Raw genomic sequence first — 26,033 nt, forward strand, 5'->3', positions numbered from 1 at the left:
GGCGTGTCCACCGTCGACGCCGTGGTCGCGCTCGTCCTGGCCGGCCTCGCCGCCGTCGCGGTCATCGTCATCGGCTCCCTCGGGGTCCGGGTCACCCGCTCCACCGACGACTTCCTCGCCGCCTCGCGGACCGTGCGCAGCCGGGCGAACGCCGCGGCCATCGCCGGCCAGTCGCTGTCGGTGGCGTCGTTCCTGGGCATCGCCGGGATCGTTCTGAGCCAGGGGGTCGACGGGCTCTGGTACCCGGTCGGCTTCGTCGCCGGGTTCCTCGTGCTCCTGCTCTTCGTCGCGGCCCCGCTGCGGCGCTCGGGTGCCTACACCGTCCCCGACTTCGCCGAGACCCGGCTCGACTCCGCGGCGCTGCGCACGATGACCACGGTGGTGGTCTGCGTCATCGGCTGGCTCTACCTCGTGCCCCAGCTGCAGGCCTCCGGGCTCGTGCTCATGGTGCTCACCGGCACCCCCGGCTGGGTGGGTGTGCTGGTGGTGGGCGTCGTCGTCACCGCCGCGGTGACCTTCGGCGGCATGCGCTCGATGACCTTCGTGCAGGCCTTCGGGTTCTGGGTCAAGGCGGTCGCGCTGGCCGTCCCGGCCGTCGTCCTCGTCGCCTGGTTCCTCGGGACCGGCCTCGCCGCGGACCCCGCGGCCCCCGCCGCCCCGGCGACCTTCGACCGGCCGACGAGCGTGGCCGTCCACGACCCGGTGACCCTCCAGGTCGCCGACCCGGTGACGGTCCGGGTCAGCGGCGACGGCCCCACCCGCACGGTCACCTGGCAGCCCGGCCCGCGCCCGGTCGCGGCCGGGAGCACGCTGGCGTTCCCGGCGGGGGCCCGGGTCCCGGTGGTGGACGGAGCGGTCGCCGACCAGGGGGCCTGGGACCGGCCGTTCGGCAGCGGGGAGCGCGACCCGCTGTGGGTCTACTCGCTGCTGCTCGCGACCTGCCTCGGCGTCGCGGGCCTGCCCCACGTGCTCGTGCGCTACTACACGAACCCCGATGGCCGGGCCGCCCGCCGCACGACGGTGCTGGTCCTCGCGCTGCTCGGCGGGTTCAGCATCGTGCCGATCGTGCTCGGGGCCCTGTCCCGCCTGTCCGCGCCGCAACTGCTCGTCGGCGGCGAGGGCGACGCGGCGGTGCTGACGCTGCCCTCGGTCGCCCTGGGGGGCTGGCCGGGTGTGGTCCTCGGCGGGCTGGTCGCCGCCGGGATCGCGACGACCCTGCTCGCGGTCTCGGCCGGGCTGCTGCTCTCGGTGGCCGGGGTGCTCTCCAGCGACGTCCTGCCCGGGCGCCTCGGGGACTTCCGGATCGCCGCCCACGTCGCGGGGGCCGTCCCGATCGTGCTCGCCCTGGTGATGACGCGCCTCGACTTCGCGCACACCATCGCGCTGGCCCTCGGCGTCGCGGCGTCGACCTTCGCGCCGCTGCTGCTGCTCGGGATCTGGTGGCGCGGCCTGACCGACCGGGGCGCCCTGGCCGGGATCGCGGTGGGCGGTGTCCTGTCGCTCGGGGCCGCGCTCGCGACCCTCTTCGGAGCGACCCTGCCGGGGATCCCCGGCACCCTGCTCTCCCAGCCGGCCGCGGTGTCGGTGCCGCTGGCCGTCCTGACGATGGTCCTGGTGAGCCGGGCGACCGCCTCGCGAATCCCCGCGGGCGTGGGCCGTACGCTGCTGCGACTGCACGCTCCGGAGCGGCTCGGGCTCGGCGAGATGCGTGTGGGTCGCGGGTGAGGCGAATCTCCGCCTTCCGCCCGAACCGTCTCACGCCAGACATACGGTGCGTCACGTAACGAGCCACTCGAAAAGAGCACCTCGCACGGAGTGACGACAACTAGGGTTCCGACGTTGAAGACCCGGCACCCGGCGAAACCCCGACCTGCGAAGGGTGAGAGCGCATGAGTGCGACCGAGGAGAGTCCACGCGGTTCGGCCCCGCCCGAGGGCGTGCCGACCCCGTACGAGGAGATGCAGCGCAGTCCGGAGTTCAAGGCGCTCCGCAACCGCTGGCGCCGCTACATCTTCATGATGAGCGCCCTGTTCCTGGCCTGGTTCCTGGTGTACGTGCTCCTGGCCGACTTCGCGCCCGGCGTGGTCAACACGAGGCTGGGTGAGACGAACCTGACCGTGGGCCTCGTGCTCGGCCTGCTGCAGTTCGCCTCGACGTTCGCCATCGCGGTGGCCTACGCGCGCTATGCCGAGAAGAACCTCGACCCGACCGCCGCGGAGCTCCGGGCCCGCGTGGAGGAGAAGCTGTGACCATCCCGGCCCTTGCCGCCCTCCCGACGCAGGCCGCGTCCCCGAAGGAGCTCGGCAGCCCGGCGCTCAACATCGGGATCTTCCTGGTGTTCGTCGTCATCACCCTCTTCATCGTCTACCGGGTCAGCCGGTCCTCGACCACGGCGTCGGACTACTACGCCGCGGGCGCCTCGTTCACCGGGCCGCAGAACGGCATCGCGATCTCCGGGGACTACCTCTCGGCCGCGTCGTTCCTCGGGATCGCCGGCGCGATCGCCGTCAACGGCTACGACGGGTTCCTCTACTCGATCGGCTTCCTCGTCGCCTGGCTGACGGCGCTGCTGCTCGTCGCCGAGCTGCTGCGCAACGTCGGGCGCTTCACGATGGGCGACGTCCTGAGCTTCCGGATGCGCCAGCGGCCGGTCCGCGCGGCCGCCGCGATCTCCACGCTCGTCGTGTCGTTCTTCTACCTGCTCGCACAGATGGCGGGCGCCGGTGGCCTCATCTCACTGCTGCTGGGGATCCCGAACAGCCCGGGGATCTTCGACGGCCAGGCGCTCGTCATCTTCCTGGTCGGCGTCGTGATGATCGTGTACGTGCTCTACGGCGGTATGCGCGGCACCACCTGGGTGCAGATCATCAAGGCCACGCTGCTCGTGATCGGTGCTGCCGTCATGACGGTGTGGGTGCTGGGGCTCTACGGCTTCAACCTGTCCTCGGTGCTCGGTGCCGCGGACTTCAACTCGGCGAAGAACCTGCTCGACGCCGGCAACCAGTACGGCAAGACCCCCACGAGCCGGATCGACTTCCTCTCGCTCGCGGTGGCACTGGTCCTCGGCACCGCGGGCCTGCCCCACGTCCTGATGCGCTTCTACACCGTGCCGACCGCCCAGGAGGCGCGCCGCTCGGTGAACTGGGCGATCTGGATCATCGGCATCTTCTACCTGTTCACCCTGGTGATCGGGTACGGCGCCGCCGCGCTGGTGCCGAAGGGGCAGCTCTCGGCGGCGAACGTCAACGACGCCGCCCCGCTGCTCGCCTTCCAGCTCGGCGGCACGGTACTGCTCGGCATCATCTCGGCCGTCGCCTTCGCGACGATCCTCGCCGTGGTCGCCGGCCTGACCATCACCTCGGCGGCCTCGTTCGCGCACGACGTGTACGCCTCGGTGATCAAGGACGGGAAGCCCGAGCCCGGCTCGGAGGTGCGGGTCGCGCGCCGGACGGCGCTCGTCGTCGGGATCGTCGCCGTGCTCGGTGGCATTCTCGCCAACGGCCAGAACGTGGCCTTCCTGGTGGCGCTGGCGTTCGCGGTGGCCGCCTCGGCGAACCTGCCGACGCTGCTCTACTCGCTGTTCTGGAAGAAGTTCAACACCACCGGGGCGTTGTTCAGCATGTACGGCGGGCTGGGGATCAGCATCATCCTGATCATCTTCTCGCCCGCGGTGTCCGGGAAGGTCACCGACGGGAAGAGCGGCTCCATGCTCCCCCTGGGCGTGGACTTCCACTGGTTCCCGCTGGACAACCCCGGGATCGTGTCGATCCCGCTGTCGTTCATCCTCGGGATCGTCGGGACCTACATCGGCCGCAACCGCATCTCCCCGGAGGAGCAGGTCGAGTTCGACCGCAAGGCTGCCGAGATGGAGGTCCGCTCCATGACCGGGGCGGGCGCGTCGGCCACGGCCGTCACGCACTAGGTGGCTTCGCCTCGTGAGCACCGAGCGCACCTCGGTGCTCACGAGGGCGCAGCACGACATGTGGTCTGATGGGTGGATGCGTGAGATGTGGGGGCGCCCGTGACGTCGGAGGTGCCCGCCGTGGCAGTGACCGAGGTGCCCGAGGGCGCGACACTGCTCGACGTCCGCGAGGACGACGAGTGGGGCGCGGGCCACGCGCCGGACGCGGTCCACGTGCCGATGTCGCAGTTCCTGTCCCGGCTCGACGACGTCCCGGACGGGCCGCTCGCGGTGGTCTGCCGCGTCGGTGGCCGGTCGGCGCAGGTGACGGCGTACCTGGTCGGTCAGGGCCGCGAGGCGGTGAACATCACCGGCGGGATGCTCGCCTGGGAGTCCGCAGGCCGCCCCGTCGTGACCGAGGGTCCGGGACCCGCGCAGGTGGTGTGATCCGGTGACCTGCCCGCGCTGCGGCCGGGAACAGCCGCCCGGCGAGTCCGGCCGGTTCTGCGTGCACTGCGGCCGCGTGCTGAGCGGCGTGCGGTGGGTGGCGAGCACTCCCGACGCGCTGCGTCCCCGCGAGCCCGTCGCGGCGAGGCTCCGGTACGCCGGACCGCCGCGCTATCGCCAGATCCCCCGGTGGAGCCTCTGGCCGTGGGCCGCGCGCCCGGAGCCGGGGAGCCCGGACGGGCCCCTGCCGCCCCGTCCCGCCCCCGACCCGCTGGACGGGCTGCGGATCGACGCCGCGCTGCTGCGCCGGCTCGCGATCACCACCGGCCTGCTCGCCGGGATCGCCTTCGCGGGCGAGGTCTTCCGCTACGTCCTGCTGCTGCTGTCCCGTGACCGGGCGCTCTCCGGGGTGGCCCTGGGCCTCTCGGATGTGGTCGTGACGCTGTTCGGCCTGCTCACCCCGGTGGCCGCGCTCGCGACCGGGGTGATGTTCCTGCGCTGGCTGGTCGCCGGGCGGGGCCTCGCCGCCGGGATCTCCGGGACCCGCCCGTGGCGCTCCACCCGGGTGCTGCTGCTGGGCTGCGTCCTGCCGCCGTTCACGCTCACCGTGCCCGGCGCGACCCTCACCGAGATCGAGCACGCCGCCGCGGGGCGGGACCCGGCGGCGCGGCCCGTGCCGTCCCGTCCGGTGCTCACGTGGTGGGCGACCTGGGCGGTCGGCGTGGTGCTCGGGGTCCTCACCGTGGTGCACGGGTTCTGGACGAGCACCCAGGCCCTGGCGAACGGCGTGGTGCTGCACGCGTTCGTCGACGTCGCCGCCGTCGTGACCGCCTGGGCGACCGTCCGCGTCGTCGCGCACCTCACGGAGCTGCTCGCCCCCGAGCTGCGCCCGACCGGGCGCACCTGGGTGGTCCGCCCGGCGGCGGCCTGAGGGGCCGGGTCGGGCGGGGGTCAGCCGCCCAGCGTGGCGACCCCGCCGGCCGAGGGCGGTGCGGTCGGGTCGGAGCCTGCGCCACCGGGCATCTCGCGGGCGACGAAGTCCTCGACGTGGAACAGGTTGTCGCCCGCGCGGCGCACGATACGCAGCAGCGTCGTCATCGAGGCGACCTCCTCGACCTGCTCCTTGAGGTACCACTGCATGAACTGCTCGCCCAGGTAGTCGCCCTGGTCGCGGGCCGAGCGGGCGAGCAGGGTGATCTGGTCGGTCACCCGCCTCTCCTGCTCGAGGACCAGCCCGACCACGTCCTCGACCGACTTGAAGTCGTTGCGGACCTCGTCGATCCCCGGGATGCGGACCACCACGTCGTTGTCGAGCAGGTACTGGACCATGCCCATCGCGTGGTTGCGCTCCTCGAGCGCCTGTGCGTAGAAGTGCGCCGCGAGCTGCGGCAGGTCCTCGTCGTCGCAGTACACGGCGACGGCGGTGTACTGCTGGGACGCCGTGAACTCGTGCCGGATCTGCTCCCGCAGGAGTTCGTGGAACGTCGACGAGGGGTCGTTCATAGTCACCGAGTGTAGGGTTCGCGCGCCCTCGCGTCCGCCGCCGGCCGGGAAGTCACACGGTGGCCCGCCGTGCGAGGGGTTCCCGGCGCCGGCCCGGAGCCGGCGGGCGCGGTCACGGGCATCGGCCCGGACCAGCCGAACTGCTCGGTGTGCACCCGTCCCACCGGGACCGCGAGCTGCTCGAGCGCGGCGAGCGTCCCGGCCAGGAGCGAGGGCGGTCCGCACACGAAGTAGTCCAGCTCGTCGCGCCAGGGGCGCCCGGGGAGCACCTCGGTGAGCATCGAGAGATCCACGCGCCGCCCGGCGGTCCGGATGATCTCGAGGTCGAGCCGGCGGCTCAGCACGTCGAGCTCGTCGGCGAACAGCGGCTCGGAGCCGCGCTCGGCGAGGACGAGCCGGTGACCGCGGGTGTCGCCGCGCTCGGCGAGCGTGCGCAGCATGCTCATCATGGGCGTGATCCCGACCCCGCCCGCGACCAGAACCAGGCCGGCGCAGCCGCGGTCCTGCTCGGCGGTGAACGAGCCGTGCGGGCCGTCGAGCCACACCTTCTGGCCCTGGCCCAGGGCGGCGACCCGGTGCGAGAAGTCGCCCTGGTCGCGGACGGTGAGCTCCAGGCGGCCGGTGACGTTCGCGCTCGAGGCGATCGTGAACGGGTGCTCCTCGGTGCCGACGACGGCCCGCCGGAGACGCAGCCACACGAACTGGCCCGGGTCGAACCGCATGCCGCCGCGGCGCAGGTGCACCGGCGCCAGCACGAGGGTGGACACGCTCGGCCCCTCCCGGCGCACGCCGTACACGACGTAGGCGCCCTGCCGGGAGAACAGCGGGCGCCAGACCCAGCGGTGGGAGAGCACGGCGAGCAGCACCCCGGACAGCACGACCAGGCACACCCGCATGACCGGGTCGGCGACGAGGTGGTTCAGCCAGAGCACGTGCAGGCCCGCGAGCAGGAGCCCGGCGGCGGCGAGCCCCACGTGCAGGCGCGCCCAGATCTCGTAGCGGGCCCCCGGCCTGCGTCCCCCGGCGGCGACCCCGCCCACGAGCAGCAGGGACACCAGCGCGCCCCAGCCGACCTGCGCGGTGGCCCGTGCGGTGAACGGGTTGAGCAGTTCCTGGTGGTTCCACAGGGCGACGGCGGCGTGCATGACGACCGCGACGAGGGCGAGGGTGCCGAGCCAGCGGTGCAGGCCCATGACCCGGTCGACACCGAAGGCACGGGTCAGCGTGCGGATCCGGGACGGGACGAGCACGACCACGACCAGCGCCCCGAGCCCCAGCACCCCGAGGCCCACCGAGAGCATCGAGCCGATCCGGGTGGAGTTCCCCCGCCAGGCCGACATCGCGAAGGGCACCACGGCCATCAGGACCAGGGCCCCCGCCCACGCCGTCGTCGTCATCCGTCTGCGCACGATCGGGACGCTAGGGCCGTGACCTGTTCGTGATCGGCGAGTCTGAGAACTCCCACCCGTCGATCGCGCCGAGAGCCCGCTGCCGGGCGACGACGGGCCACCGTGATGCTCCGATCGGACGCGGTGATGATCCTTGTGCGGGATCGGGCTCTCAGCTTCGGTGACACGTGCACCCAGCCCGGGCCGCCGGGCCCGCCGAACCGGCCACCCGGCAGGATGGCGCCCGTGATCTTCGACCGGGCGCGCGAGACCGCCGAGGTGCCCGCGGCGTTCGACCAGGACGCGTCGTCCTACGACCGGCTCGTCGGCGCGAACCCCGGGTACTTCGACCACCTGCGCCGCTCGGCGGCGCGCCTCGGTCTGCCGGGTCGCGGCGCGGGCCTGCGGCTGCTCGACGTCGGTTGTGGCACGGGCCTCTCGACGCAGGCGCTGCTGGAGACCTACCCGGAGGCGGAGATCGTCGCGGCGGACGCCTCGGTGGAGATGCTCGCGCAGGCGCGGGCGAAGGCGTGGCCCTCGACCGTGTGCTTCGTGCACTCGCGGGCCGAGGACCTGGCCGCGGCGGGCGTGGACGGGCCGTTCGACGGCATCCTGGCCGCGTACCTGTTGCGCAACCTCCCCGACGTCACGGCGGGGGTGGCCGGGCTGCGCGGGCTGCTGGCGCCGGGCGCGCCGCTGGCCGTGCACGAGTACTCGGTGGCGGACTCGACCTACGCGAAGGCGGTGTGGACCGCGGTGTGCTGGGCGATCGTCATCCCGCTCGGCCGGCGGGTGACCGGGGACGCGTCGCTGTACCGCTACCTCTGGCGCAGCGTGCTCGCGTTCGACGGGCTGACCCGGCTCACCGGGCGGATGACCCGCGCCGGGCTCGAGCACGTGCACGTCGAACCGATGGACGGCTGGCAGCGCGGCATCGTGCACACCATCGTGGGTCACCGCCGGCGGCGCACCTCGTAGAGCCGTTCGGCGTAGGAGATGTCGTCGACCCACAGGCGCTTCGCCGCCCACGCCATGAGCGGGCGGGCCAGCGGCTGGGCGCGACGGGCGTGGGCGAACCCCGACCGCTCGGAGTGCGCGACGACGGCTTCGGTCACCTGGGTGCGCGCCCGGCCGTCCGGGTGCGGGGCCAGCGGCGTCGCGTGGGTCTCGACGACGCTGCCCGCCCCCTCGCCGCGGGTGATGTGCATGACGACGGTGCGCGGGTCCGGGCAGGTGAACCGGGCCTGCACGGGAACGCCGTAGCGGCGGGTCAGCCGGAACGCGACGTGCAGGTCGAAGTGGTCCTCGTCCTCGCCCGCGGTCCGGCCCGGGGCCGAGTCGACGCGCAGGTCGGCGAACGAGTGCGGGTGGAACCAGGCACCGTGCCAGGGGTCGAGGCGGTTCGCGACGACGTCGTCGGGCTCGCAGGTCCCGACCATCGTGGCGACCGCGACCAGGCTCTCGGTGTGCCGCGGACGCACCGGCACGACCGGGGCGCCCGTGGGTTCCTCCCCGCCCACCGCGTCGAGCCGGACCCAGGCCAGCACCCCGTCGTCGTGCGCGGGCAGGGTCCGCCAGCCCGCCCGCCCGGACGGCCCGAGCGCCAGCCCGTGCCAGCGGCAGATGAGCTCGCACCCCGACTGCGTGGCGGTCGACAGGGCCGCGCCCAGGTGCGGGCAGGCGCCGGGCCCCGCGTGCAGGTCTCCGCCGGGGGTGCGCCACAGCACCAGTTCCACGCCGGCCACCGTCCTGCCCAACGGGGTGCCGGGGCGGACGTCGCGCGAGGCCCCGACGACGAACCAGTTCCCCGACGGCCGGGCCTTCGCCCGCTCGAGCGCCGCGTGGATGACGCCGGGCCTCGCGTCGCGCCAGGTCGGTTCCATCGCTTCCCACCGCTCGCCCGACAGGCGGCGCAGCGGGTTCACGGGACGACGGGCGGGGCGCTTGTCCAGCACGGTCCCCGACGCTAGGGCCCGGGCGGGGGACGCCGCAGGTCTACGGGCGCGCTCTGTGGCCGGATGCACGTCTGGCTGCGACGAACGTGGGTGTGTTCGCTCGTCACGACCCCGGCAGGAACGACACCTTCCCCGCCAGGAGCGCCGATCCGACGAACGCCACGACGTCGATCAGCGCGTGCGCCCCCACGAGCGGCCACAGCCGTCCGGTGCGCTGCCAGTACCGCCCGAACACCAACCCCATGATCACGTTGCCCAGTCCGCCGCCGAAGCCCTGGTAGAGGTGGTACGAGCCGCGCAGCAGGGCCGAGACGGCCAGCGCCCGGTTCTCCGAGAGCCCCAGCCGCCGCAGCACCGTCAGCAGCCACCCGACGACGAGGACCTCCTCGGCCCACGAGTTCGCCAGCGCCGACAGCACGAGGACCGGCAGCCGCCACCAGTGGTCGTCGAGCAGCGAGGGCACCACGGTGAGGTTGATCCCGAGCGCGCGGGTCACCAGGTAGAACCCCAGCCCCGGGATCCCGATCAGCGCGGCGAGCCCCAGGGCCGACCCGATGTCGCGTCCCGGTCGGCTCCCGTCGAGCCCAACCGCGCGTGGACCGGACCCGGCGCGCAGCAGCAGGTAGAGCCCCAGCCCGCCCCACGCGACCAGCTGCAGCGACGACGCCAACTGGGCCGCGAGGTCCACCCAGGCGTCGGTGGCGAGCGGCTTGTCGATCGAGACCTGCCGGGAGGCCAGCGGCACAGGGGCCGCGAGCGAGTCGAGCAGGGAGACGAGCGAGCGCAGGCCGGACAGGCCCAGGGTCACGGTGGCGACGACGAGGATCTCGGTCACCAGCAAGCGGCGCTCGCGCCCGTCGACCACCTCCACGTCGGCGGGGCGCGGCGGCGCGAGCCACGCCCGCACGCGGCCCAGGGGCGGGGTGGCGGTCATCGGGCGGTCAGCCTAGGGGCCCGGGGGACGACGCTTCGCGTGCATTCACGCGCCCGTCGGTAACCTCGCCGGTGTGGGACGTGTCCTCCGAGTGCTCGCCACCCCCCGGTGGGTCGGCTGGACGCTGCTCGCGATCGCCGCGGTGATCGTCTGCGGGGGGATGGCCTACTGGCAGCTCATCCGGGCGGAGTCGCCCACCGGCTCGCTGCTCAACGCCGGCTACGCCCTGCAGTGGCCGCTGTTCGGCGTGTTCTTCGCGGCCCTGTGGTGGCGCATGCTCCACACCGAGTCCCGGCAGCTGGCCGTGATCCGCGGCGAGATCGAGGACCCCGACGCGGCCCTTCACGTCACGGAGTCCGGCGACGCCGGGCCGAGCCCGGCCGCCGTCGTCGACGTCCCCCCCGGGGCCGGACCGTTCACTCCCCGGCCCGCCGGGGTGCGGCCCGGCGACGGGGCGGGCACCCCCGCCCGGGGGCGCGCCCGCACCGACTACAACGCCATGCTCGCCGCGCTCGCGCGCTCCGACGTGAACGCTGCCGACGAGTCCCCCTGACCCCCGAGGATTCCTGCGTGAGTGCACCGACCCCGACGACGGCGCTAACCCCGAAGATCGTCGCCGCGATGAAGCGCTACCGGGTGATGGCCTGGGTGGTCGGGGTCGGGCTGCTCGTGCTCGTCCTGATCGCGATGCCGCTCAAGTACTTCGCCGGGGACCCGATGCTCGTCGCGATCGTCGGCCCCATCCACGGGTTCCTGTACATGGGCTACCTGGCGCTGACCGCCGATCTCGGGGTCAAGAGCCGCTGGCCGGTGGGGCGCCTGCTCCTGGTCGCCCTGGCCGGCACCATCCCGTTCGTCTCGTTCGTCGCCGAGCGGAAGGTCACCGCTCCGCTGCGGGATGGTGGGCAGGAGCCGCAGGGCTGAGCTCGGCGAGGCGGCGCACCTCCGCCCCGAGCATCCGCGAGCAGACCACCGGGGTCGAGAACCCGATCCGGACGTCGTGGTCGCCGCGGTCGGTCTCCACCCGGAGCCGCAGCCCGAGCCGGTCGACCCCGAGCGGCACCAGGGTGTGCTCGGGACGGCGCAGCGCGGGCGGCAGGTGCCGGGCGAGCCCGGTGAGCAGCGAGCCGTGGGCGAGGGCGAGATGGGAGAGCCACGAGTCCCCGCAGCTCACGAAGGGGTCGGGCGCCGCCGCGGCGACCTCGGCGGGGGTGAACGTCCCCGTGCCCTCGGCGTCGGAGAGCACCACCGACCCCGGGTCCATGCGCAGCAGCACGTCCGAGTGCCCGACGTCGAGCAGTCGCTCGTCGGCGGAGTCGGCCGCGATCCGCAGCGCCGCCCGCCGGGCCACGCGGGTCGGGAGCACCCGGACCCGCCCGGCCACCCACACCAGGCCGCGGACCGGCTGACGCACCGGCAGCGGCGCCGTGTCGGTGAGCTCGAGCATCACCGGCAGGTACTCCCGGGTCCTGGTGAGGGTCACGAGCGGGTGGTCCGCGGCAAGCTGGAGCGTCGCCGCGCCGGAGGCGGGCACGTGGTGCAGGACCGGTGTGACCCGGCCGCCCTCCTCGGGATCGCACCCCTCGAGGGGCCCGGCGATGAGCGACGCGCCGCTCGCGCGGACCGCGGTGGCCCGGGCGCGCTCGGCCGGGCTGGGGACGGGCGGCTGGTGCGGGCAGCTCCTGGCCATCGGGCTCCTCCGGGATCCGGTTGGTTAGGTGAGCCTAACCGAACTCGTCCGGGAGAGAGCAAGACCTGATCTCGTGGCACATGCACCCCGTCAACTCCCCCGTCGCTCCGCTCGCCCCGGTCACGTCCCCCGTCGCTCCGCTCGCCCCGGTCACGTCCCCCGTCGCTCCGCTCGCCCCGGTGCAGAACCGGGAACGACGCGACCGCTACCGTTCCCCTCGTGTCCACCGTCCCCCAGGCCGGTGGGGCACCGGTCGACGGTGTGCCCCCGCTCCTCGCGCGCATCCTCGACGACGCCGCACTCGTCTCGCCCGGCCCGCGGCCGGAGATGTCCGACGTGCTCGAGGCCCACCTCGACGCCCGCGACGGCGACCGCGGAGGCCTGCTCGGCTCTCTGGTGGTGCCGGTCTCGCGCCTGCAGGAGTTCGTCGCCGAGCTGGTGAAGCGGCGGCCCGCGGTCCCGGTGCCGATCACGCTCTCGGTCGACACCGGTCTGGGCGGGGTCCCGAAGGCGCTGTCGCTGACCACCTCGCGGGCGGCGCTGCTCACCACCGCCGTCGTCGAGATGCCCGCCCCGCACGACGTCGACTCGGTCTGGCTCGAGCGCGTCACCGAGTTCGTCCCCGACGACGTCGTCGCCGTCGTGGAGCCCCGCCGTCCCGACGCCGACGGCTCCGACGACTGGATCGCCGGCGTCCGGCGGGTCGTCGGGCACGGGTGCCGGCCGAAGCTGCGCTGCGGCGGCGACCGCGCGGGGGTCTTCCCCGGGGTCACCGACGTGTCGCGGTTCCTCGCGCTGGTCGCCGCCTCGGGGCGCTCGTTCACGGCGAGCATCGGGCTGCAGGGCGCGGCCCGCCACGTCGACCCGGACACCGGGTTCGACCACCACGGCTGGCTCAACCTGATGGTCGCGGTCAGCCGGGCCCTGGGTTCCGTCCCGGAGGCCACCGCCGGAGGTCCCCACGACGGCGGGGCAACGACCGGCGACGACGAGGGCGGAACGCCCGGGATCGCGGTCGTCGACCCGTCCCCCGAGCTCGTGGAGGCCGTCCGCGACGCCCTGGACGCCACCGACGCGGACGCCCTGGCCGCGGAGGTCTCCGGGGTCGACGAGCCGACCGCGACGCGGGTGCGGGCGCACCTGTCGTCGTTCGGCTCGACCGCGCCCGCCGACCAGGGCGCCGAGATGGCCCGCCTGGGCCTGGTCTGACGTGACCGCGCCGGACATCGCGTTCCTCGGGCCGCACGGCACCTTCTGCGAACAGGCCCTGCGCTCGCTCGTCGAGGCACCGGGCTCGGCGCTCGCCGCTTCCCGGCTGCGGCCGGCCGCGAGCACCACCGCCGCGCTCGACCTGCTGCGCGCGGGCGAGGTCGGGCTGGCGTGCGTGCCGATCGAGAGCTCGGTCGAGGGCGCCGTCCCCGCGACCATGGACGGTCTCGTGGAGGCGCCGTCCGTGGTGGTCGTCCGGGAGATCCTCCTGCCGGTGCGCTTCGCGGTGCTGGTGCGCCCCGGGACCACGCACGCCGACGTACGGACCGTGGCCTCGCACCCCCACGGCGAGGCCCAGACCCGCCGCTGGCTCGCGGCGCACCTGCCCGACGCCGAGATCCGCATGACCCCCTCCACGGCGGCCGCCGCGGCCGCCGTCGCCGACGGGCAGGTCGACGCCGCGGTGTGCGCGCCGGTGGCCGCCGGGCACTACGGCCTGGAGATCCTCGCCGACGGGGTGCACGACAGCGGCGACGCGGTGACCCGCTTCGTCGTCGCGGCCCCGGCGGGCGCCCGGCTTCCCGCCCCGACCGGCACCGACCGCACCTCGATCGCCGCGACCACGGTCAACGAGCCCGGCGCGCTGCTCGCGATCCTCACCGAGTTCGCGATCCGCGGGGTCGACCTGACCCGCATCGAATCCCGTCCCTCGAAGGAGCGGCTCGGGACCTACTGGTTCTTCCTCGACGGGGCGGGCCACGTCGCCGAGCAGGCGATGGGGGAGGCGCTCGCCGCGCTGCACCGCCGCTGCACCGAGCTGCGGTTCCTCGGCTCGTACCCGCGCGCGACGGTGCCGCCGGGCTCGACGGCGCCGTCCCCGCCCGTCGCGCCCCCGGTCGCGGGACAGGGCACCGCCGACTACGACGCGGCGGCGGGGTGGCTGAACGCACTGCGTGAGGTCCCGGACGACGCGCTCGGTGTCTGAGCGCGCATGGTAGTGATGGGAGGCGTGCTGCGCCTCGTGCTCGCCCGTCACGGCCAGACCCCGGCGAATGTCGCGAAGACGCTCGACACGGTGCTCCCGGGGCCCGGGTTGACCGACCTGGGCCGCCTGCAGGCCGAGGCGCTCGGCAAGGAGCTCGCCGCCGACCCCGTGGGTCCCGTCACCGTCCTCGCCAGCTCCGCCGCGCGGCGTGCGCAGGAGACCGCGGGGCTCGTCGCGCCGTCGCTCGGGCTGACGCCCGCGGTCGTCGAGGGCACCTTCGAGGTGCAGGTCGGCGATCTCGAGGGCCGCAACGACGAGCGCTCGATCGAGGTCTTCCGCGCCACCTACGAGGCCTGGCGCGGCGGGGACCTCACCGCGCGGATGCCCGGCGGCGAGTCCGGGCAGGACGTCCTGGACCGCTACCTGCCCGCGGTGGCCGGCCTGCGGGACGAGCACGGCACGGACGGGGGCGCGATCGTGCTCGTCAGCCACGGGGCGGTGCTGCGGGTGGTGGCCCACGCGCTCGTGGGCGAGCTCGACGACCTCGGACCCGACGACCACGTCGACAACTGCGGGCGGGTGGTGCTGCGCTCGGCGCCCGACGGCGGGTGGGTGCTCGAGGCGTGGCGCCGCGAGGCCCCGGGCGGGCTGGCGTCGTCCCGGGACGCGACCGGGGGCTGAGGCCCGGGCCCGCGGGCGCCTAGCCCCATCCGAGCCGGTGCAGGGTCGCCTCGTCGATCCCGAAGTGGTGGGCGATCTCGTGCACCACGGTGATCGCGACCTCATCGCGCAGCTCGTCGTCGTCCGCGCAGGCGTCGACGAGGGCGTCGCGGTACAGCGTGATCCGGTCGGGGAGGACGCCGCCGTAGTCGCTGGTCCGCTCGGTGAGCGCGATGCCCTCGTAGAGCCCCAGCAGCTCCGGGTCCTCGGGGTGGCGGGGCTCGACGAGCACGACGACGTTGTCCATCGCGCGCAGCAGCTCGGCCGGGAGCTCGTCGAGGGCCTCCCCGACGAGGTCGGCGAACCGCTCCGGGTCCACCGAGGGGTCTAGTTCCCGGTCCCGCCGCCGGGCAGGAGCGGCGGGAGCGAGGGCAGCACGCTCGGGAGGCCCGGCTTGGCGGGCGCCTGGTTCGCGGGCGCCTGGGTGGGGGCGGCCGCCGACGTCGTCGCCGCGGGATCGGCAGGCTCGACGGCGGGCGCGCCTGCCGGGGGCAGCGGGTCGGGCGACGCCGGGGCCTCGCCGCCGATCTTCACGCCGTCCTTCACCGCGCCGGTGAGGGGGGCGAAACCGGAGTTGTCGCCGAGCAGCGAGCCCATGTCGCAGCTCACGCGGCGGGTGCCCGCGTCCCAGGAGGCCTGGTTGACGTTGGTCCAGTACACGGTGAGCTTCGAGTCGGTGAGCTTCTGCGCGCCTGCCGCGTTCTGCGCGACCTTGGTGCACTCGGGCTGCAGGAAGTTGTCCTGGTCGTCGACCGAGGGCAGGGCGCCGGGGAACTTCGAACCGAGGTCCACGGTGCCCGCGACCTCGGCGGCGTGGGTCTTCGCGCACGAGGACACCGGGTCGGAGACCTCCTTGCCGGAGAGCCCGAGGCAGGTGCCGGGCGAGAAGACCACGGCCTGGTCGGCGTCGGCGACCTTGCCGGTCGACGAGAACAACGCCCCGCTGCGCCCGGGCGCCTGCAGGCCGCAGCGCACGGTCCGGTCGCCGTCGCCCCAGGCCGCGGCGGTGGGCTTGAGCGCGCCGACCTTGTAGCGCCCGGTCGGGTCGAGCGGCTTGCCGATGTAGCGCTGGACCAGGGGGCCGCACTGGTCCGCGACGAGCTTCTGCCACGCGGCGTCGGCCGGGAACGGTGCGCCGTCGGGGAGGGCCGCCTTCACCGGGCCCGCCGTCTCGAACAGGTGCGACGCCTTGCAGTCGACCTGGCGGACGTCGGCCCCGTCGGTGCGCTGCCAGGTCAGGCAGCTGGCAGGCGCGGTCGCGAGTTCCGGCTTGTCGGTCTCCGGTCCGCTGCTCGACCCGCCGAGGACCCCGGAGGAGGAGCCGGACTCGTTGCCGGCGAGCCCGAGGAAGCCCAGGCCGTTGCCGGTCGCCGCGAACGCGCTGGCGGCGAGGAGCATGATGAGGGCTCCGGCGAGGACGCCGATCACTCCACGGCGCGCGGCGAGCCGCCGCGCGGCGTGACCGTCCGTGTCGTCGGCCACCCGGTCGTGGCTGTCGTCGCTTCGCCCTCGCCCGGAGGACGGACGTTCCCGTAGGACCATGGTGCTGACATCATGCCGCGTGCCGGACTTGTCTTCCTCGCGGGGGGACCCTGACGGGCCGGTCGTGTGGCGGAGGAGTGAGGACATGAGCGAGGACCCCGGCGGCACGCCCCGCCGCCACCCCGAGCCTCCGAGCGGGGGATCCGCCGACGACGCGGCGACGCCGCCGTCGGGGTCCCCGGCCGTGGGCGGGGCCGCCTCGTCCGGGGCGCCGACCGAGCGCACCGACCAGCCCTGGTGGAACGCGGGGCAGGACGGCGAGACCGGGGAGTCGACCGGCCGGCACGCCGTGCCCGGCGACGACGCCGCGGACGGGACCGCCGTGGGCGCCTCTCCTGACGACGAACCCCGGCGCGGCCGGGTCCGCTACCAGGACCCCGAGACCAGCACGCCCCGGGAACCCACCGTCGCCGAGCAGCGGGCCCGCCGGGAGGCCGAGCGCCGCCGCAAGGCGCAGGAGGAGGCCGCGGCCGCCGCCGAGCAGCGCAAGTCGAAGATCCGCAAGCGGGTGCTCATCGGGGGCGGGGTCGCCGTTGGGGTCGCCGCGATCGTCGCGATCGCCTACGCGTCCTCCGGGAGCGACGACGAGGTCGCCGCCCAGTGCACCGACCAGAACGGCGTCGTCGTCGACGACAGCAACTGCGGCGGCAACTCCACCAACGGGTCGTACCACGGCGGCTTCGTCCCGATCTTCCTCGGCGGCTTCGGCAACCAGTACCACTACAACTACGGCTCCAGCTCGCCCGTCGGCACGGTCGCCCGCGGCGGATCCACCACCGCGCCGCCGAGCGGGACGAGCATCCGCAGCGGCACGTCGGGCAGCAGCCTGGGCTCCACGTCGTCCAGCGGCACCGTCAGCCGTGGCGGGCTCGGTGTGTCCGGCAGCTCCTCGGGGAGCTCATCGGGCTCGGGCTCGTCGTCGGGGTCCGGCTCGTCGTCGGGCAGCTGATCGCCGGGTCCCGAGGGGCTCACCCATCACCGGAGAGGACGCGCGTGCGCCGCGAGAGGTCGACCCCCCGCCCCGACTGGCGTCAGAAGATCGAGGAGCAGGGTCTCGTCTTCGGCACCCCGGCCGCCGGGCAGAACGGCGCGCGGCCCTACTGGGACGAGTCCGTGCACTACGTCTTCGACATGGCCGAGGTCCTCTCGCTGGAGGCCGACGTCGAGCTGCTGCACTCGATGTGCCTGGAGGCCGTGGACCACGTCGTCACCACCGAGCGGTTCCGCGACTTCGCGCTGCCGGAGTGGTGCTGGGAGCAGGTGGCCGCGTCGTGGAAGCGCCACGACCCGCACCTCTACGGCCGGTTCGACCTGCGCTACGACGGGTCCGGCCCGGCGAAGCTGCTGGAGTACAACGCCGACACCCCGACGTCGCTGCTCGAGGCGAGCATCTGCCAGTGGTACTGGCTCAAGGACGTCTTCGGTGACCAGGACCAGTGGAACTCGCTGCACGAGAAGCTCGTCGCGCAGTGGTCGGCGATCGCCGGCGACCTGCCCCGCAACGAGGTGCACTTCTGCTGGTCCCAGGCCGAGACCACCGGCGAGGACCACGTGACGACCGCCTACCTGCAGGAGACCGCGGCCGAGGCCGGGCTCGACACCGTCGGGCTCGCGATCGAGCAGATCGGCTGGGACTCCGCGCTCGACCGGTTCGTCGACCTCGAAGAGTCCCCCATGGGCTGTGTCGCCAAGCTCTACCCCTGGGAGTGGATCCTCAGCGACGACTTCGGCAAGCACGTCACCCGCAGCCTCCCGGAGACCCTCTGGGTCGAGCCGCTGTGGAAATCGCTGCTGTCGAACAAGGCGATCCTCGCGGTGCTCTGGGAGATGTACCCGGGCCACCCGAACCTGCTGCCCGCGTCGCTGGGCGACCCCGGGCTGCTCACCGAGTACGTCCGCAAGCCGCTGCTCGGGCGCGAGGGCGCGAACGTGCAGATCGTCTCCGGCGCGGGCGAGCCCGTCGTCGAGACCGGCGGGGTCTACGGCGAGGAGGGGTACGTCTACCAGCTCTTCGACCCGCTGCCCGAGTTCGACGGGTACCGCCCGGCGCTGGGTGCGTGGATCATCGGCGACGAGTCCGCCGGGCTCGGCATCCGGGAGACGACGGGGCTGGTCACCGACAACGGTGCCGCCTTCGTCCCGCACCGCATCCCGGACTGATGGATTCCCGGCACGAAGCGGAGCGGAGCTGGACCATCGATGCCGCGCGTCGGCTCTGGGCGCTCTACGAGCCGGTCCACGCCCTGACCTACTTCGCCCCGGCCGCGCTGGCGGGCGCCGGTCCGCTCGGCGGCTCGTTCTGGGCGCGCTACGTCGCCCAGCGCGCCGCACCGCTGGGGCAGGCGCCGACCGCGGTCGTCGTCGCCGCGTTCGGCGGGTTCGCCCCCGACCGCATCGCCGACGCGCTGGCCGGGGTCGCGCCGGACACGACCCCGACGGAGGCGCTGGAGACCCGGCTGCGCGGTGTCGACGCGGCGTGGCGGGAGCTGCCCGGGCTCCCCGACGACGCGGTGGTGACCGAGGCCGCCGACCTGGCCTGGGCCGCCGCGCAGGCGTGCGAGGACGCCGGCCGCGTGCTGGGCGCGGCGAACCGGGCGCTCCCGCGGCCCCCGGCCCCGCACCTGGCGCTGTGGCAGGCGACGACGACCCTGCGCGAGCACCGCGGCGACGGGCACCTCGCCGCGCTGGCGGTCCAGGGGATCGGGCCGGTGACCTCGCACGTGCTGAAGGTCGCCGCGCGGGAGTCGCCGGGCCGGGACCTGCGCCTGGGCCGACGGATCCCGGACGACGCCTGGACGGCCGAGGTGGATCGGCTCTCCACCCGGGGTCTCGTGCGCGCCGGACCCGACGGCGAGCCCGTGCTCACCGACGACGGCGAGGCACTGCACGCGGCCGTGGAGGACGCGACCGACCGGGCCGCGGGCCGACCGTGGGAGGTCCTGGGCGCCGCGCCCACCGACCGCCTCGCCGCGCTGCTCGAGCCGATCGCGGCGGCGGCGCGGACCGTCGTCCCGCCGCTCAACCCGATCGGGCTGCCGCGTCGATGATCCTCGCCCGCTAGTCTGCGACCCTTTCGTCCGGTTGGACCCCCCGCGCGGAGGCCTCGTGCTCACCCCCGACTTCTTCCCCGTCCTCTTCGGCAACATCGGCCTGATCGCGCTCTACGCGGTCCTCGGTGCGGTGCTCATGTACGTCGGCTACTTCGCGATCGACCTCACCACGCCCGGTGACCTGCGCGGGCTGGTGCGCGAGGGCAGGCCCAACGCGGTCGTGGTGTCCGCGTCCGGGCTCGTCTCGATGGCGCTGATCGTGGTGGTCGCGATCTACATCTCCGGGGGCGGCCTGCTCACCGGAGTGATCAACACCGCGGTCTACGGCCTCGTCGGGATCCTCGCCCAGGTCCTGGTGGTGCGCGGGCTCGAGGCGGTGTCGCGGCTGGACGTCGGCGCCTGCCTGCACGACGAGTACTTCACCCCGGTCTCGGCCATGATCGCCGGGATGCACCTGGCCATGGGGCTCGTCGTGGCGGTCGCGATCATCTGACCCCGGACGATCCGTCCCGGGTGTCGCGTCCTCGGGTACGGCCCGTGTCTGTCTACCCTGCTGTCCGGGCGGTGCTGGACCGCCAGGGGGAGGACAGATGGCGGCGGGGACCTCCATCGAGTCACTGAGCGTGTCCGACCCGGCGTCGGGCGACGCGTCCTCCCCGGATCCGGGCCAGGTCGACCGCCGGCCCCGGCTGCTGGTGGCGCTCGGCGCCCTCGCCGTCGTCCTCGCGGTGGGTGCCGCGCTCGCGCCCGTCGTCGTGTCCACCCCGACCGTGGTGTGGCCGGCCGCCGGTGCGCCCGCCACCTCGACCACCCTCGCGCTCGCCCCGCCGCGGCCGTCGTCCTTCGACGCCGACGTCCCGTGCGCGGCGCTGTCCGGGACCGGGACCGTCGAGGCGCTGCGCACCGTGCCCCCGGGCGGATCGCTCGGCCTGCTCGTCACCGCCGCGGGCGAGGGGCCCGCGCGCCGGATCAGGATCGGTCTCGACCGCGCGCTCCTCGTCGACGCGCCGGTCGGGTCCGGGCCGTGCACCTTCGCGATCGCGGTCGCCGCGGGATCGCCCCCTCGGGTGACCCGGGACGGCGCACCGGTGCCGCTGGCGTGCGGGGCCTGCGCCGACATCGGGCCGCCGCACGTCACCCGGCTGTCCACCGACCGGGAGGGCACCCCCGGGCTGGGCGTGACCCTGCGCCCCGACGACCGCTACGACTCCTCGCCCTCGTCGCTCAAGACCGTGCTGCTGGTGGCCCAGCTCGTGGTGCTCGCCGCCCTGGTCGCGGTGCTCGCCCGGGGCGGGTTGCCGGGCGGCCGACCCCGACGCGGGCCGCCGGGGCCCGGGGTGCGGCTGCGCCGTCGGGCCGGGGCGGTCCTCGCCGGGGTCCGGGCGCACGCCTCGCCCGCGGACGCGGTCGCGGTGGTCGTCTCGGGGGCCTGGGCGGTGCTCGGCCCGACCAACTTCGACGACTCCTGGTACCCGCTCATGGCCCGGGCCGCGGAGCGCACCGGCACCATGGCGAACGCCGTCTACATGTTCGACGCGAGCGAGGCCCCGTTCGTCGCGTCGCAGTACCTCGTGGGGGTCTGGGGGGCGCTCGGCGGCTGGTCGCTGCTCTGGATGCGCCTGCTCGCGACGGTGCTGGGCCTGCTCGCGTACGCCGGGCTGCGGGTCTACACGGTGCTCGCGCTGCGCGGTTCCGGGGTGCGCGAGGCGAAGGTCCCCTGGGCCCTGCTCGTGGCGCACCTGCTCTGGTGGATGCCCTACGGGCTCACCCTGCGCCCGGAGCCGCTGATCGTGGTGCTCTCCGTCGTCGTGCTGGTGTGCGGCCGGCTCGCGCGGCGACGGGGCCCGAAGGGTGCTCTCGGCGCCGTGGCGGTGGCCGTCGCCGCGGCGTCGGTGGCGCTGATGTGCTCCCCGACCGGCCTGGTCGCCGCCGCGCCGCTGGTGGTGGACGCGCCGCGGGCGTGGGCCTGGCTGCGCGAGGTCCGGCGGGAGCGGCCGTCGTCGGCGCTCGCCGCGGTCGCCGTCGTCGTCGCGGCGGCCACCGTCGCGGTCCCGATCGGGCTCGCCGACGCGTCCGTCGGGGACATCCTCGAGGCGGCGGCCGTGCACTCCTGGTACTACGCCACCGTCCCCTGGTACGACGAGCTCGTCCACTTCCAGACCCTGCTCAACCCCGGGGTCACCCCGTGGGCGCGCCGCGCGCCGGTGCTGATCACGCTCGCCGTGCTGCTGGTCGCCGCGGTCGCCAGCGGTCGCCGCGACGACCACGACCCGCTGCGGCGCCTGCTGCTCGCCAGCGCGGCCACCACCGGCATCGCGTTCGCCCTGCTCACGATCAGCCCGACGAAGTGGGTGCTGCACTTCCCGGCCGTCGCCGCGTCGGGGACCGTGCTCGTCGCGGTCGCCCTGCTGCGTGCCGCCCTCCCGCGCCAGGAGCGGGCCCTCGCGACCGCGGCGAGCGTCGCCGTCCTCGTCGCCGCCGCCGCGGTGACCTTCGCGGGGCTGAACCTGTGGCGGCCGTTCTCCGACCGCGGCCAGCCCTTCGGCCTGCACGCCGTCCCCGATCTCACGCGGTCCGAGCAGGGCCTGCTCGCGCCGCACCTCGGGCCGATCTTCCTGCGCAACCCGCTGATCTGGATCGCGATCGCGCTCCTGGCCGCCTGGTGGGCCCGCGCCCGGTGGAAGCCGCACGCACCGCGCCCCTCGCCCGCGCGCTCGGTGCTCGTGGCGGCCTGCCTCGCGGTGGTCGTCGGGCTCGCCGGGGTGTTCGTGCTCGCACCGCTGCGCCAGTACCCGGGCTGGACGGTCGCGCTGGGCAACGTCCACGACGTGGTGCACACGGCCTGCGGGCTCGAGAACGAGGTGTCGGTGCTGCGGCCCGCGCCGACGCCCCTGGGCGCGCCGACCCCGGCCGTGCTCACCGGGGACTTCCTCACCGCCGTCGGGAGCCCCGTCCCCAGAGCCGTGCCGGGCATGGGCGCCGTCTGGCACACCGACGGGCCCGCCCTGTCCGGCGAGGGATCACTCGACTCGGGCTGGTACCCGCTGCCGCCCGGGGCCGGGACGCCCGCCCCCTCCGGCGACGCCCGACCCGGCGCCACGGACGTCGTCGTGCCCGTCGTGTCCCGCAGCGCGGAGGGTGCGACGAAGGCGGGCGTGCGGCTCGAGATCGGTACCGGTCCGGTCGGCGCCCCCACCTCGGTGACGCGGGAGAAGGTGGGGCTCTCGCCCGCCGCCGACGACCGCACCTGGCAGGAGATCCCGATCTCGCTGCTCGGCAGGCCGGACCGCCCGACCGCGGTGCGCGTGGTCGCGGACTCCCCGACCGGCGTCCTCGCCGTCGCGCAGCCCTGGATCGGCGGCGCGCGGCCGGTGCGCGAACTGCTCGACAGCCCGGACGGCGCGGGGGTCCCGGTCCGCGCCGACCAGATGAGCTCCGCGCTGTGGCCGTGCGTGAACCAGCAGATCGTCGCCGACGGCATCGCCCCGTCGACCCGGTACCGGATGCAGGCGGGGGAGGACCTCGGCGAGAACTACACCGGCCTGTGGACCGACGACACCCTCGGCGGGGTGTGGCGCGGGGAGGAGCTGGAGTCGACCTACGTCCGCCTCCCGACCTCGGTGCCCGTCGGCGGCCCGGCCACCCGCCCGTGGGGGTCGGTCGACGTCGTCGTGCACGACCTCCCCACCGCGGGGTACGCGGTCGAGCCCGGCACGACCACCCGCTCCGGGCTCGCGCGGCTGCCCACGCTCGCCCGCGAGTCCTACGCCGGGGTCGAGTACCAGGGCGTCGACGACTGATCGTCAGCCCGGCTCGCCCCGATATGTCCGATTCCTGACGCCGGAAGGCCGCGCCAGGGGTCACCCCGGCGGGAACCGCGGATCCGCGCTCGCCATGATGGCCTCACGCGCCGTCGCCATGCGGCGCTGATCGGAGAGGGGGACCATGGCCGAATCCACCGACGTCGCAGTGGTCGGCGCCGGCCCGTACGGGCTGGCCGCCACCGCGTTCCTGCGCCACCAGGGCACGTCCACGCACACCTTCGGTGACGTGATGGGGTCCTGGCGCCACCAGATGCCGCGGGGAATGATCCTGCGCTCGAAGGAGCGCGCCTCCTCGATCGCGCATCCGGTGCCCGGGCACACCATCACGTCGTGGGCCCGCGCCCACGACGTCGCCCTGGACAACCCGGCGACGCTCCAGCACTTCCTCGACTACGGCGACTGGATCGCCGAGCGCGTCGTCCCGGACCTCGACCACCGCCGCGTCGCGCAGGTCGCCCGCGAGGGCTCCGGCTTCTCGGTGCACCTCGACGACGGCGACCGGATGCACGCCGAGCGCGTCGTCATGGCCGTGGGCCTGCGCAACATGGAGCGCTTCGTCCCCGAGCTGGAGCACCTCCCCGAGGGCACCGTCTCGCACGTGGCCCACCACTCGGACCTCTCGCGGTTCGCCGGCGAGCGCGTTCTCGTCGTGGGCCTCGGGCAGAGCGCGCTGGAGAACGCGGCGATCCTCGCGGACGAGGGCGCCGACGTCTCCGTCACCGCCCGGGCGAAGGCGCCGCACTGGCTCGGGCCGCACCGGCCGCCGGGCTCGCCGCCGCCGACCTTCCGCCAGAAGTGGCGGGTGCCCCCGACGGACGTGGGCGGGCGCGCCACGGGGTGGTTCGCCGCCGCGCCCGAGACCTACCGGCGCCTGCCCGAGCGGCTCCAGCTCGAGGTGCGTCGTCGCTGCCTGTTCCCCGCGGGCTCGCACAACCTGCGCGAGCGGCTGGAGCACGTGCCGTTCCACCTCGGGCGCGAGATCCTGTCCGCGGAGTCGAAGGACGGCGAGATCGTCGTGACCCTGCAGGACTCCTCGACGCTGCGGGTCGACCACGTCATGGTCGGCAGCGGGTACGACATCGACGTCGCCCGCTACGACCTGCTCGACAAGGAACTGCTCGGCGAGCTGACGCTGCTCGACGGGTCGCCGAAGCTCGCGAAGGGCTTCGAGTCCTCCGTGCCCGGGCTGCACTTCCTGGGGGCGCCCGCGGTGCGCTCGTTCGGTCCGGTGAACCGCTTCGTCACCGGCACCTGGTACGCCGCGCCGGAGCTCGCACGCCGCATCGCCGGCAAGCGGGGCCCGACGCTGCGGGTGGCCTACCCCGTGGGGTCGCACGCGATCGCCTGATCCGGGCTCTCCGCTCCGGAACGAACGACTCGTTCGTGCACATAGAAGCCACGAACGAGTCGTTCGTTCCGGCGGGGAGCGGGCGGGGAGGCGCCCCGGGAGCGGGGCCGGGCCCGGACGACGGCGGGGTCAGCGCAGCTTGCGGACCCGCGGCACCCAGGTGCGGGCGAACCGCCGCAGCACCGGCGCGGCCCGGCCCACGAGCATCGGCAGGACCGGCAGCGGGTCGTCGAGGGCGAACCAACCGTGCTCCACCGACGGCGGGCGGCCCTCCGGGGCCGGGCCGTCGGTGCGGTCGCCCCGGTAGGCCACGCGGGCGGCGTAGTCGAAGTCCTCCACCACGAACGCCCGCCCCTCGGGGAACGGCGCACGGGGCACGGGGCGCCCGGTGAGCGCGAGGTGCTGGGCGCGCACCACGTCGACCCCCGCCTCGTCCTCGAAGAGCCGGAACTGCGCCCCGACCCGCGGGTTGAAGTCGACGAGCTTGTACTGACCGTCGCGCAGGTCGCGGCGCCAGTCGAGGTCGGCGATGCCGCGGAAGCCGACGGCGTCGAAAAGCCGCCGCGCGAGATCGGCGAGCTCGTCGTTCCAGCGGGCCCGGCCCGCCGTGGTGAACCCGGCGTGCGGCGGCCACGAGCGCACCTTGACCCCGGTGAACAGCGCCTCCTCGCCCGGCGCGTCCGGCCCGGGCCACCAGGCGTGCACCACCCAGTCCTCGGCGGTCTCGCGCGGCACGTACTCCTGCAGGATCAGCGACGGCACGTCGTCCCACTCCAGCGCCATCGCGCGGAGCTGGTCGGGGGTCTCGACGACGGTGGACGAGCGCACCGTCGGATGGCGGTGGCGCTCGAAGGGGTCGCGGCTCTTGACGACGACGGGGAACGCGCCGTGCGCGGCGTACTCCTCGACGTCGGCGAGGCTCTCGGGGAACGCCGTCCCGGGGGTCGGGATCCCGTGCTCGCTGCAGACCCGGAAGAGCCCCTCCTTACTGGCGACGCGGCGGGGCAGGCCCGGGTCGGCGCAGCGTGGGAAGAGGAAGTCGTCGGCGAGCCCGGGCTCGGCGCCCAGTTCGGAGATCACGGCCGCGGCCTCGTCGTCCGTGGCCACCAGCACCGCGGGCCGCCCGATCGCCTTCGCGATCCCGTGCAGGCCCTCGGCGAGCTCCGCCGGGTCCTCGCTGCCCGTCGTCGGCCAGGAGAACCGGCCGCGGAGGTGCCGGGACAGCGCGGCCGGGGTGTACCGGCCCTCGGTGATCGCGTAGACGTCCACGCCGCAGCGCCCGAGGCTGCGCACCACGCCGACGCCGCCGTGATGCAGCGGGTAGTTCCCGAGCTTGAGCAGCAGGGCGGGCACCGAGCGGTCCAGCTCCACCCGGTTCCGCACCGCGCCGTGGGCGTCGAGCAGCACGACGCACCCCTCCCCCCGATCGCCGGAGCCGACCCACGCTCGGGAGCTCCGACGACGTCATCACGTGGACGTCCGTCCGGTTCGTCCCTCTCGCCCGGATCACTGTCCGATCGGAGGACACGCTGGTCGG

The 26,033-nt window shown here is 74.6% G+C and carries 25 protein-coding genes; 17 read left to right on the forward strand and 8 right to left on the reverse strand.

Translation table 11 applies throughout. The annotated features are described in order from the left end of the window. Positions 1-3 precede the first annotated feature (3 nt). The 5 genes from VGI02_RS03305 (at position 4) to VGI02_RS03325 (ending at position 5,279) form a co-directional block, all read left to right on the forward strand. Positions 4-1,725, forward strand: a complete 1,722-nt coding sequence (locus VGI02_RS03305; RefSeq protein ID WP_331625827.1) for a sodium/solute symporter — start codon at positions 4-6, stop codon at positions 1,723-1,725. A gap of 164 nt (positions 1,726-1,889) precedes the next feature. After that, a complete protein-coding gene (locus VGI02_RS03310; protein WP_331625828.1) occupies positions 1,890-2,249 on the forward strand; it encodes a DUF485 domain-containing protein in 360 nt (119 codons plus the stop codon). Then, entirely contained in the window at positions 2,246-3,922 is a 1,677-nt protein-coding gene (locus VGI02_RS03315) for a monocarboxylic acid transporter (protein WP_331625829.1), read from the forward strand. Before VGI02_RS03310 ends, VGI02_RS03315 begins: the two co-directional genes overlap by 4 nt. A gap of 120 nt (positions 3,923-4,042) precedes the next feature. Next, on the forward strand, positions 4,043-4,348 hold the full coding sequence (locus VGI02_RS03320; protein WP_331625830.1) for a rhodanese-like domain-containing protein: 306 nt from the start codon (positions 4,043-4,045) through the stop codon (positions 4,346-4,348). 4 nt (positions 4,349-4,352) lie between these two features. Continuing rightward, the gene (locus VGI02_RS03325; RefSeq protein WP_331625831.1) at positions 4,353-5,279 is read left to right on the forward strand and encodes a DUF4328 domain-containing protein; all 927 of its coding nucleotides are present in this window, start codon (positions 4,353-4,355) and stop codon (positions 5,277-5,279) included. Between the two features lie 20 nt (positions 5,280-5,299). Here the strand turns inward: VGI02_RS03325 and VGI02_RS03330 are convergent, their stop codons facing one another. Beyond that, positions 5,300-5,851 carry a ferritin gene (locus tag VGI02_RS03330; RefSeq protein ID WP_331625832.1) on the reverse strand — a complete coding sequence of 184 codons (552 nt, stop codon included), beginning with the start codon at positions 5,849-5,851 and terminating at the stop codon, positions 5,300-5,302. 2 nt (positions 5,852-5,853) lie between these two features. Further along, on the reverse strand, positions 5,854-7,260 hold the full coding sequence (locus tag VGI02_RS03335) for a ferric reductase-like transmembrane domain-containing protein (protein WP_331625833.1): 1,407 nt from the start codon (positions 7,258-7,260) through the stop codon (positions 5,854-5,856). A 225-nt stretch (positions 7,261-7,485) separates the two neighbouring features. Here VGI02_RS03335 and VGI02_RS03340 point away from each other — a divergent pair, with 225 nt between their 5' ends. Further along, positions 7,486-8,217: a class I SAM-dependent methyltransferase gene (locus VGI02_RS03340; protein ID WP_414638184.1), complete on the forward strand. Its 732-nt coding sequence runs from the start codon at positions 7,486-7,488 to the stop codon at positions 8,215-8,217. On the opposite strand, the gene VGI02_RS03345 is transcribed toward VGI02_RS03340, so the two are convergent. Both VGI02_RS03345 and VGI02_RS03350 read right to left on the reverse strand, forming a co-directional pair. Beyond that, entirely contained in the window at positions 8,193-9,191 is a 999-nt protein-coding gene (locus tag VGI02_RS03345; RefSeq protein WP_331625869.1) for a Rieske (2Fe-2S) protein, read from the reverse strand. The genes VGI02_RS03340 and VGI02_RS03345 overlap by 25 nt on opposite strands. Before the next feature lie 106 nt (positions 9,192-9,297). Then, the gene (locus tag VGI02_RS03350; RefSeq protein WP_331625835.1) at positions 9,298-10,128 is read right to left on the reverse strand and encodes a CPBP family intramembrane glutamic endopeptidase; all 831 of its coding nucleotides are present in this window, start codon (positions 10,126-10,128) and stop codon (positions 9,298-9,300) included. Positions 10,129-10,201: 73 nt separating this feature from the next. On the opposite strand from VGI02_RS03350, the gene VGI02_RS03355 reads away from it, so the two are divergent. Together VGI02_RS03355 and VGI02_RS03360 are read left to right on the forward strand one after the other, a co-directional pair. Further along, positions 10,202-10,681 (forward strand): hypothetical protein, encoded by a 480-nt coding sequence (locus tag VGI02_RS03355; RefSeq protein WP_331625836.1) that lies wholly within the window; start codon positions 10,202-10,204, stop codon positions 10,679-10,681. 17 nt (positions 10,682-10,698) lie between these two features. After that, complete coding sequence (locus VGI02_RS03360) at positions 10,699-11,052, forward strand: DUF3817 domain-containing protein (RefSeq protein WP_414638185.1); 354 nt, start codon at positions 10,699-10,701, stop codon at positions 11,050-11,052. Here the strand turns inward: VGI02_RS03360 and VGI02_RS03365 are convergent. Then, positions 11,009-11,818, reverse strand: coding sequence for a DUF2470 domain-containing protein (locus VGI02_RS03365; protein ID WP_331625837.1), 810 nt, complete (start codon positions 11,816-11,818; stop codon positions 11,009-11,011). The genes VGI02_RS03360 and VGI02_RS03365 overlap by 44 nt on opposite strands. 219 nt (positions 11,819-12,037) lie before the next feature. On the opposite strand from VGI02_RS03365, the gene VGI02_RS03370 reads away from it, so the two are divergent. Genes VGI02_RS03370 through VGI02_RS03380 form a run of 3 tightly spaced genes read left to right on the forward strand, consistent with a single transcriptional unit; the run spans position 12,038 to position 14,693 of the window. Further along, a complete protein-coding gene (locus VGI02_RS03370) occupies positions 12,038-13,027 on the forward strand; it encodes a hypothetical protein (protein WP_331625838.1) in 990 nt (329 codons plus the stop codon). 1 nt (position 13,028) lies between these two features. After that, positions 13,029-14,012 carry a prephenate dehydratase gene (gene pheA / locus VGI02_RS03375; protein ID WP_331625839.1) on the forward strand — a complete coding sequence of 328 codons (984 nt, stop codon included), beginning with the start codon at positions 13,029-13,031 and terminating at the stop codon, positions 14,010-14,012. A gap of 6 nt (positions 14,013-14,018) precedes the next feature. Continuing rightward, the gene (locus tag VGI02_RS03380; RefSeq protein ID WP_331625840.1) at positions 14,019-14,693 is read left to right on the forward strand and encodes a histidine phosphatase family protein; all 675 of its coding nucleotides are present in this window, start codon (positions 14,019-14,021) and stop codon (positions 14,691-14,693) included. A 19-nt stretch (positions 14,694-14,712) separates the two neighbouring features. On the opposite strand, the gene VGI02_RS03385 is transcribed toward VGI02_RS03380, so the two are convergent. Together VGI02_RS03385 and VGI02_RS03390 are read right to left on the reverse strand one after the other, a co-directional pair. Then, positions 14,713-15,051, reverse strand: coding sequence for a metallopeptidase family protein (locus VGI02_RS03385; RefSeq protein ID WP_331625841.1), 339 nt, complete (start codon positions 15,049-15,051; stop codon positions 14,713-14,715). Between the two features lie 8 nt (positions 15,052-15,059). Further along, entirely contained in the window at positions 15,060-16,214 is a 1,155-nt protein-coding gene (locus VGI02_RS03390; RefSeq protein WP_331625842.1) for a septum formation family protein, read from the reverse strand. Positions 16,215-16,359: 145 nt separating this feature from the next. Here VGI02_RS03390 and VGI02_RS03395 point away from each other — a divergent pair, with 145 nt between their 5' ends. From VGI02_RS03395 to VGI02_RS03420, 6 genes are all read left to right on the forward strand, one after another. After that, complete coding sequence (locus tag VGI02_RS03395) at positions 16,360-17,223, forward strand: hypothetical protein (protein WP_331625843.1); 864 nt, start codon at positions 16,360-16,362, stop codon at positions 17,221-17,223. Positions 17,224-17,267: 44 nt separating this feature from the next. Continuing rightward, entirely contained in the window at positions 17,268-18,434 is a 1,167-nt protein-coding gene (locus tag VGI02_RS03400) for a glutathionylspermidine synthase family protein (RefSeq protein WP_331625844.1), read from the forward strand. Next, complete coding sequence (locus VGI02_RS03405; protein ID WP_331625845.1) at positions 18,434-19,321, forward strand: SCO6745 family protein; 888 nt, start codon at positions 18,434-18,436, stop codon at positions 19,319-19,321. The genes VGI02_RS03400 and VGI02_RS03405 overlap by 1 nt, the downstream gene beginning before the upstream one ends. Positions 19,322-19,379: 58 nt before the next feature. Then, positions 19,380-19,817, forward strand: a complete 438-nt coding sequence (locus VGI02_RS03410; RefSeq protein ID WP_331625846.1) for a DUF350 domain-containing protein — start codon at positions 19,380-19,382, stop codon at positions 19,815-19,817. 97 nt (positions 19,818-19,914) lie between these two features. Next, positions 19,915-23,124 (forward strand): arabinosyltransferase domain-containing protein, encoded by a 3,210-nt coding sequence (locus VGI02_RS03415; protein WP_331625847.1) that lies wholly within the window; start codon positions 19,915-19,917, stop codon positions 23,122-23,124. A gap of 145 nt (positions 23,125-23,269) precedes the next feature. Next, complete coding sequence (locus tag VGI02_RS03420) at positions 23,270-24,496, forward strand: FAD-dependent oxidoreductase (protein ID WP_331625848.1); 1,227 nt, start codon at positions 23,270-23,272, stop codon at positions 24,494-24,496. A 129-nt stretch (positions 24,497-24,625) separates the two neighbouring features. Here VGI02_RS03420 and VGI02_RS03425 read toward each other — a convergent pair whose 3' ends face one another. Then, positions 24,626-25,903 (reverse strand): carboxylate--amine ligase, encoded by a 1,278-nt coding sequence (locus tag VGI02_RS03425; protein WP_331625849.1) that lies wholly within the window; start codon positions 25,901-25,903, stop codon positions 24,626-24,628. Between the last annotated feature and the right edge of the window lie 130 nt (positions 25,904-26,033).

The organism is Actinomycetospora sp. (assembly GCF_036497245.1).
Lineage (GTDB): Bacteria > Actinomycetota > Actinomycetes > Mycobacteriales > Pseudonocardiaceae > Actinomycetospora.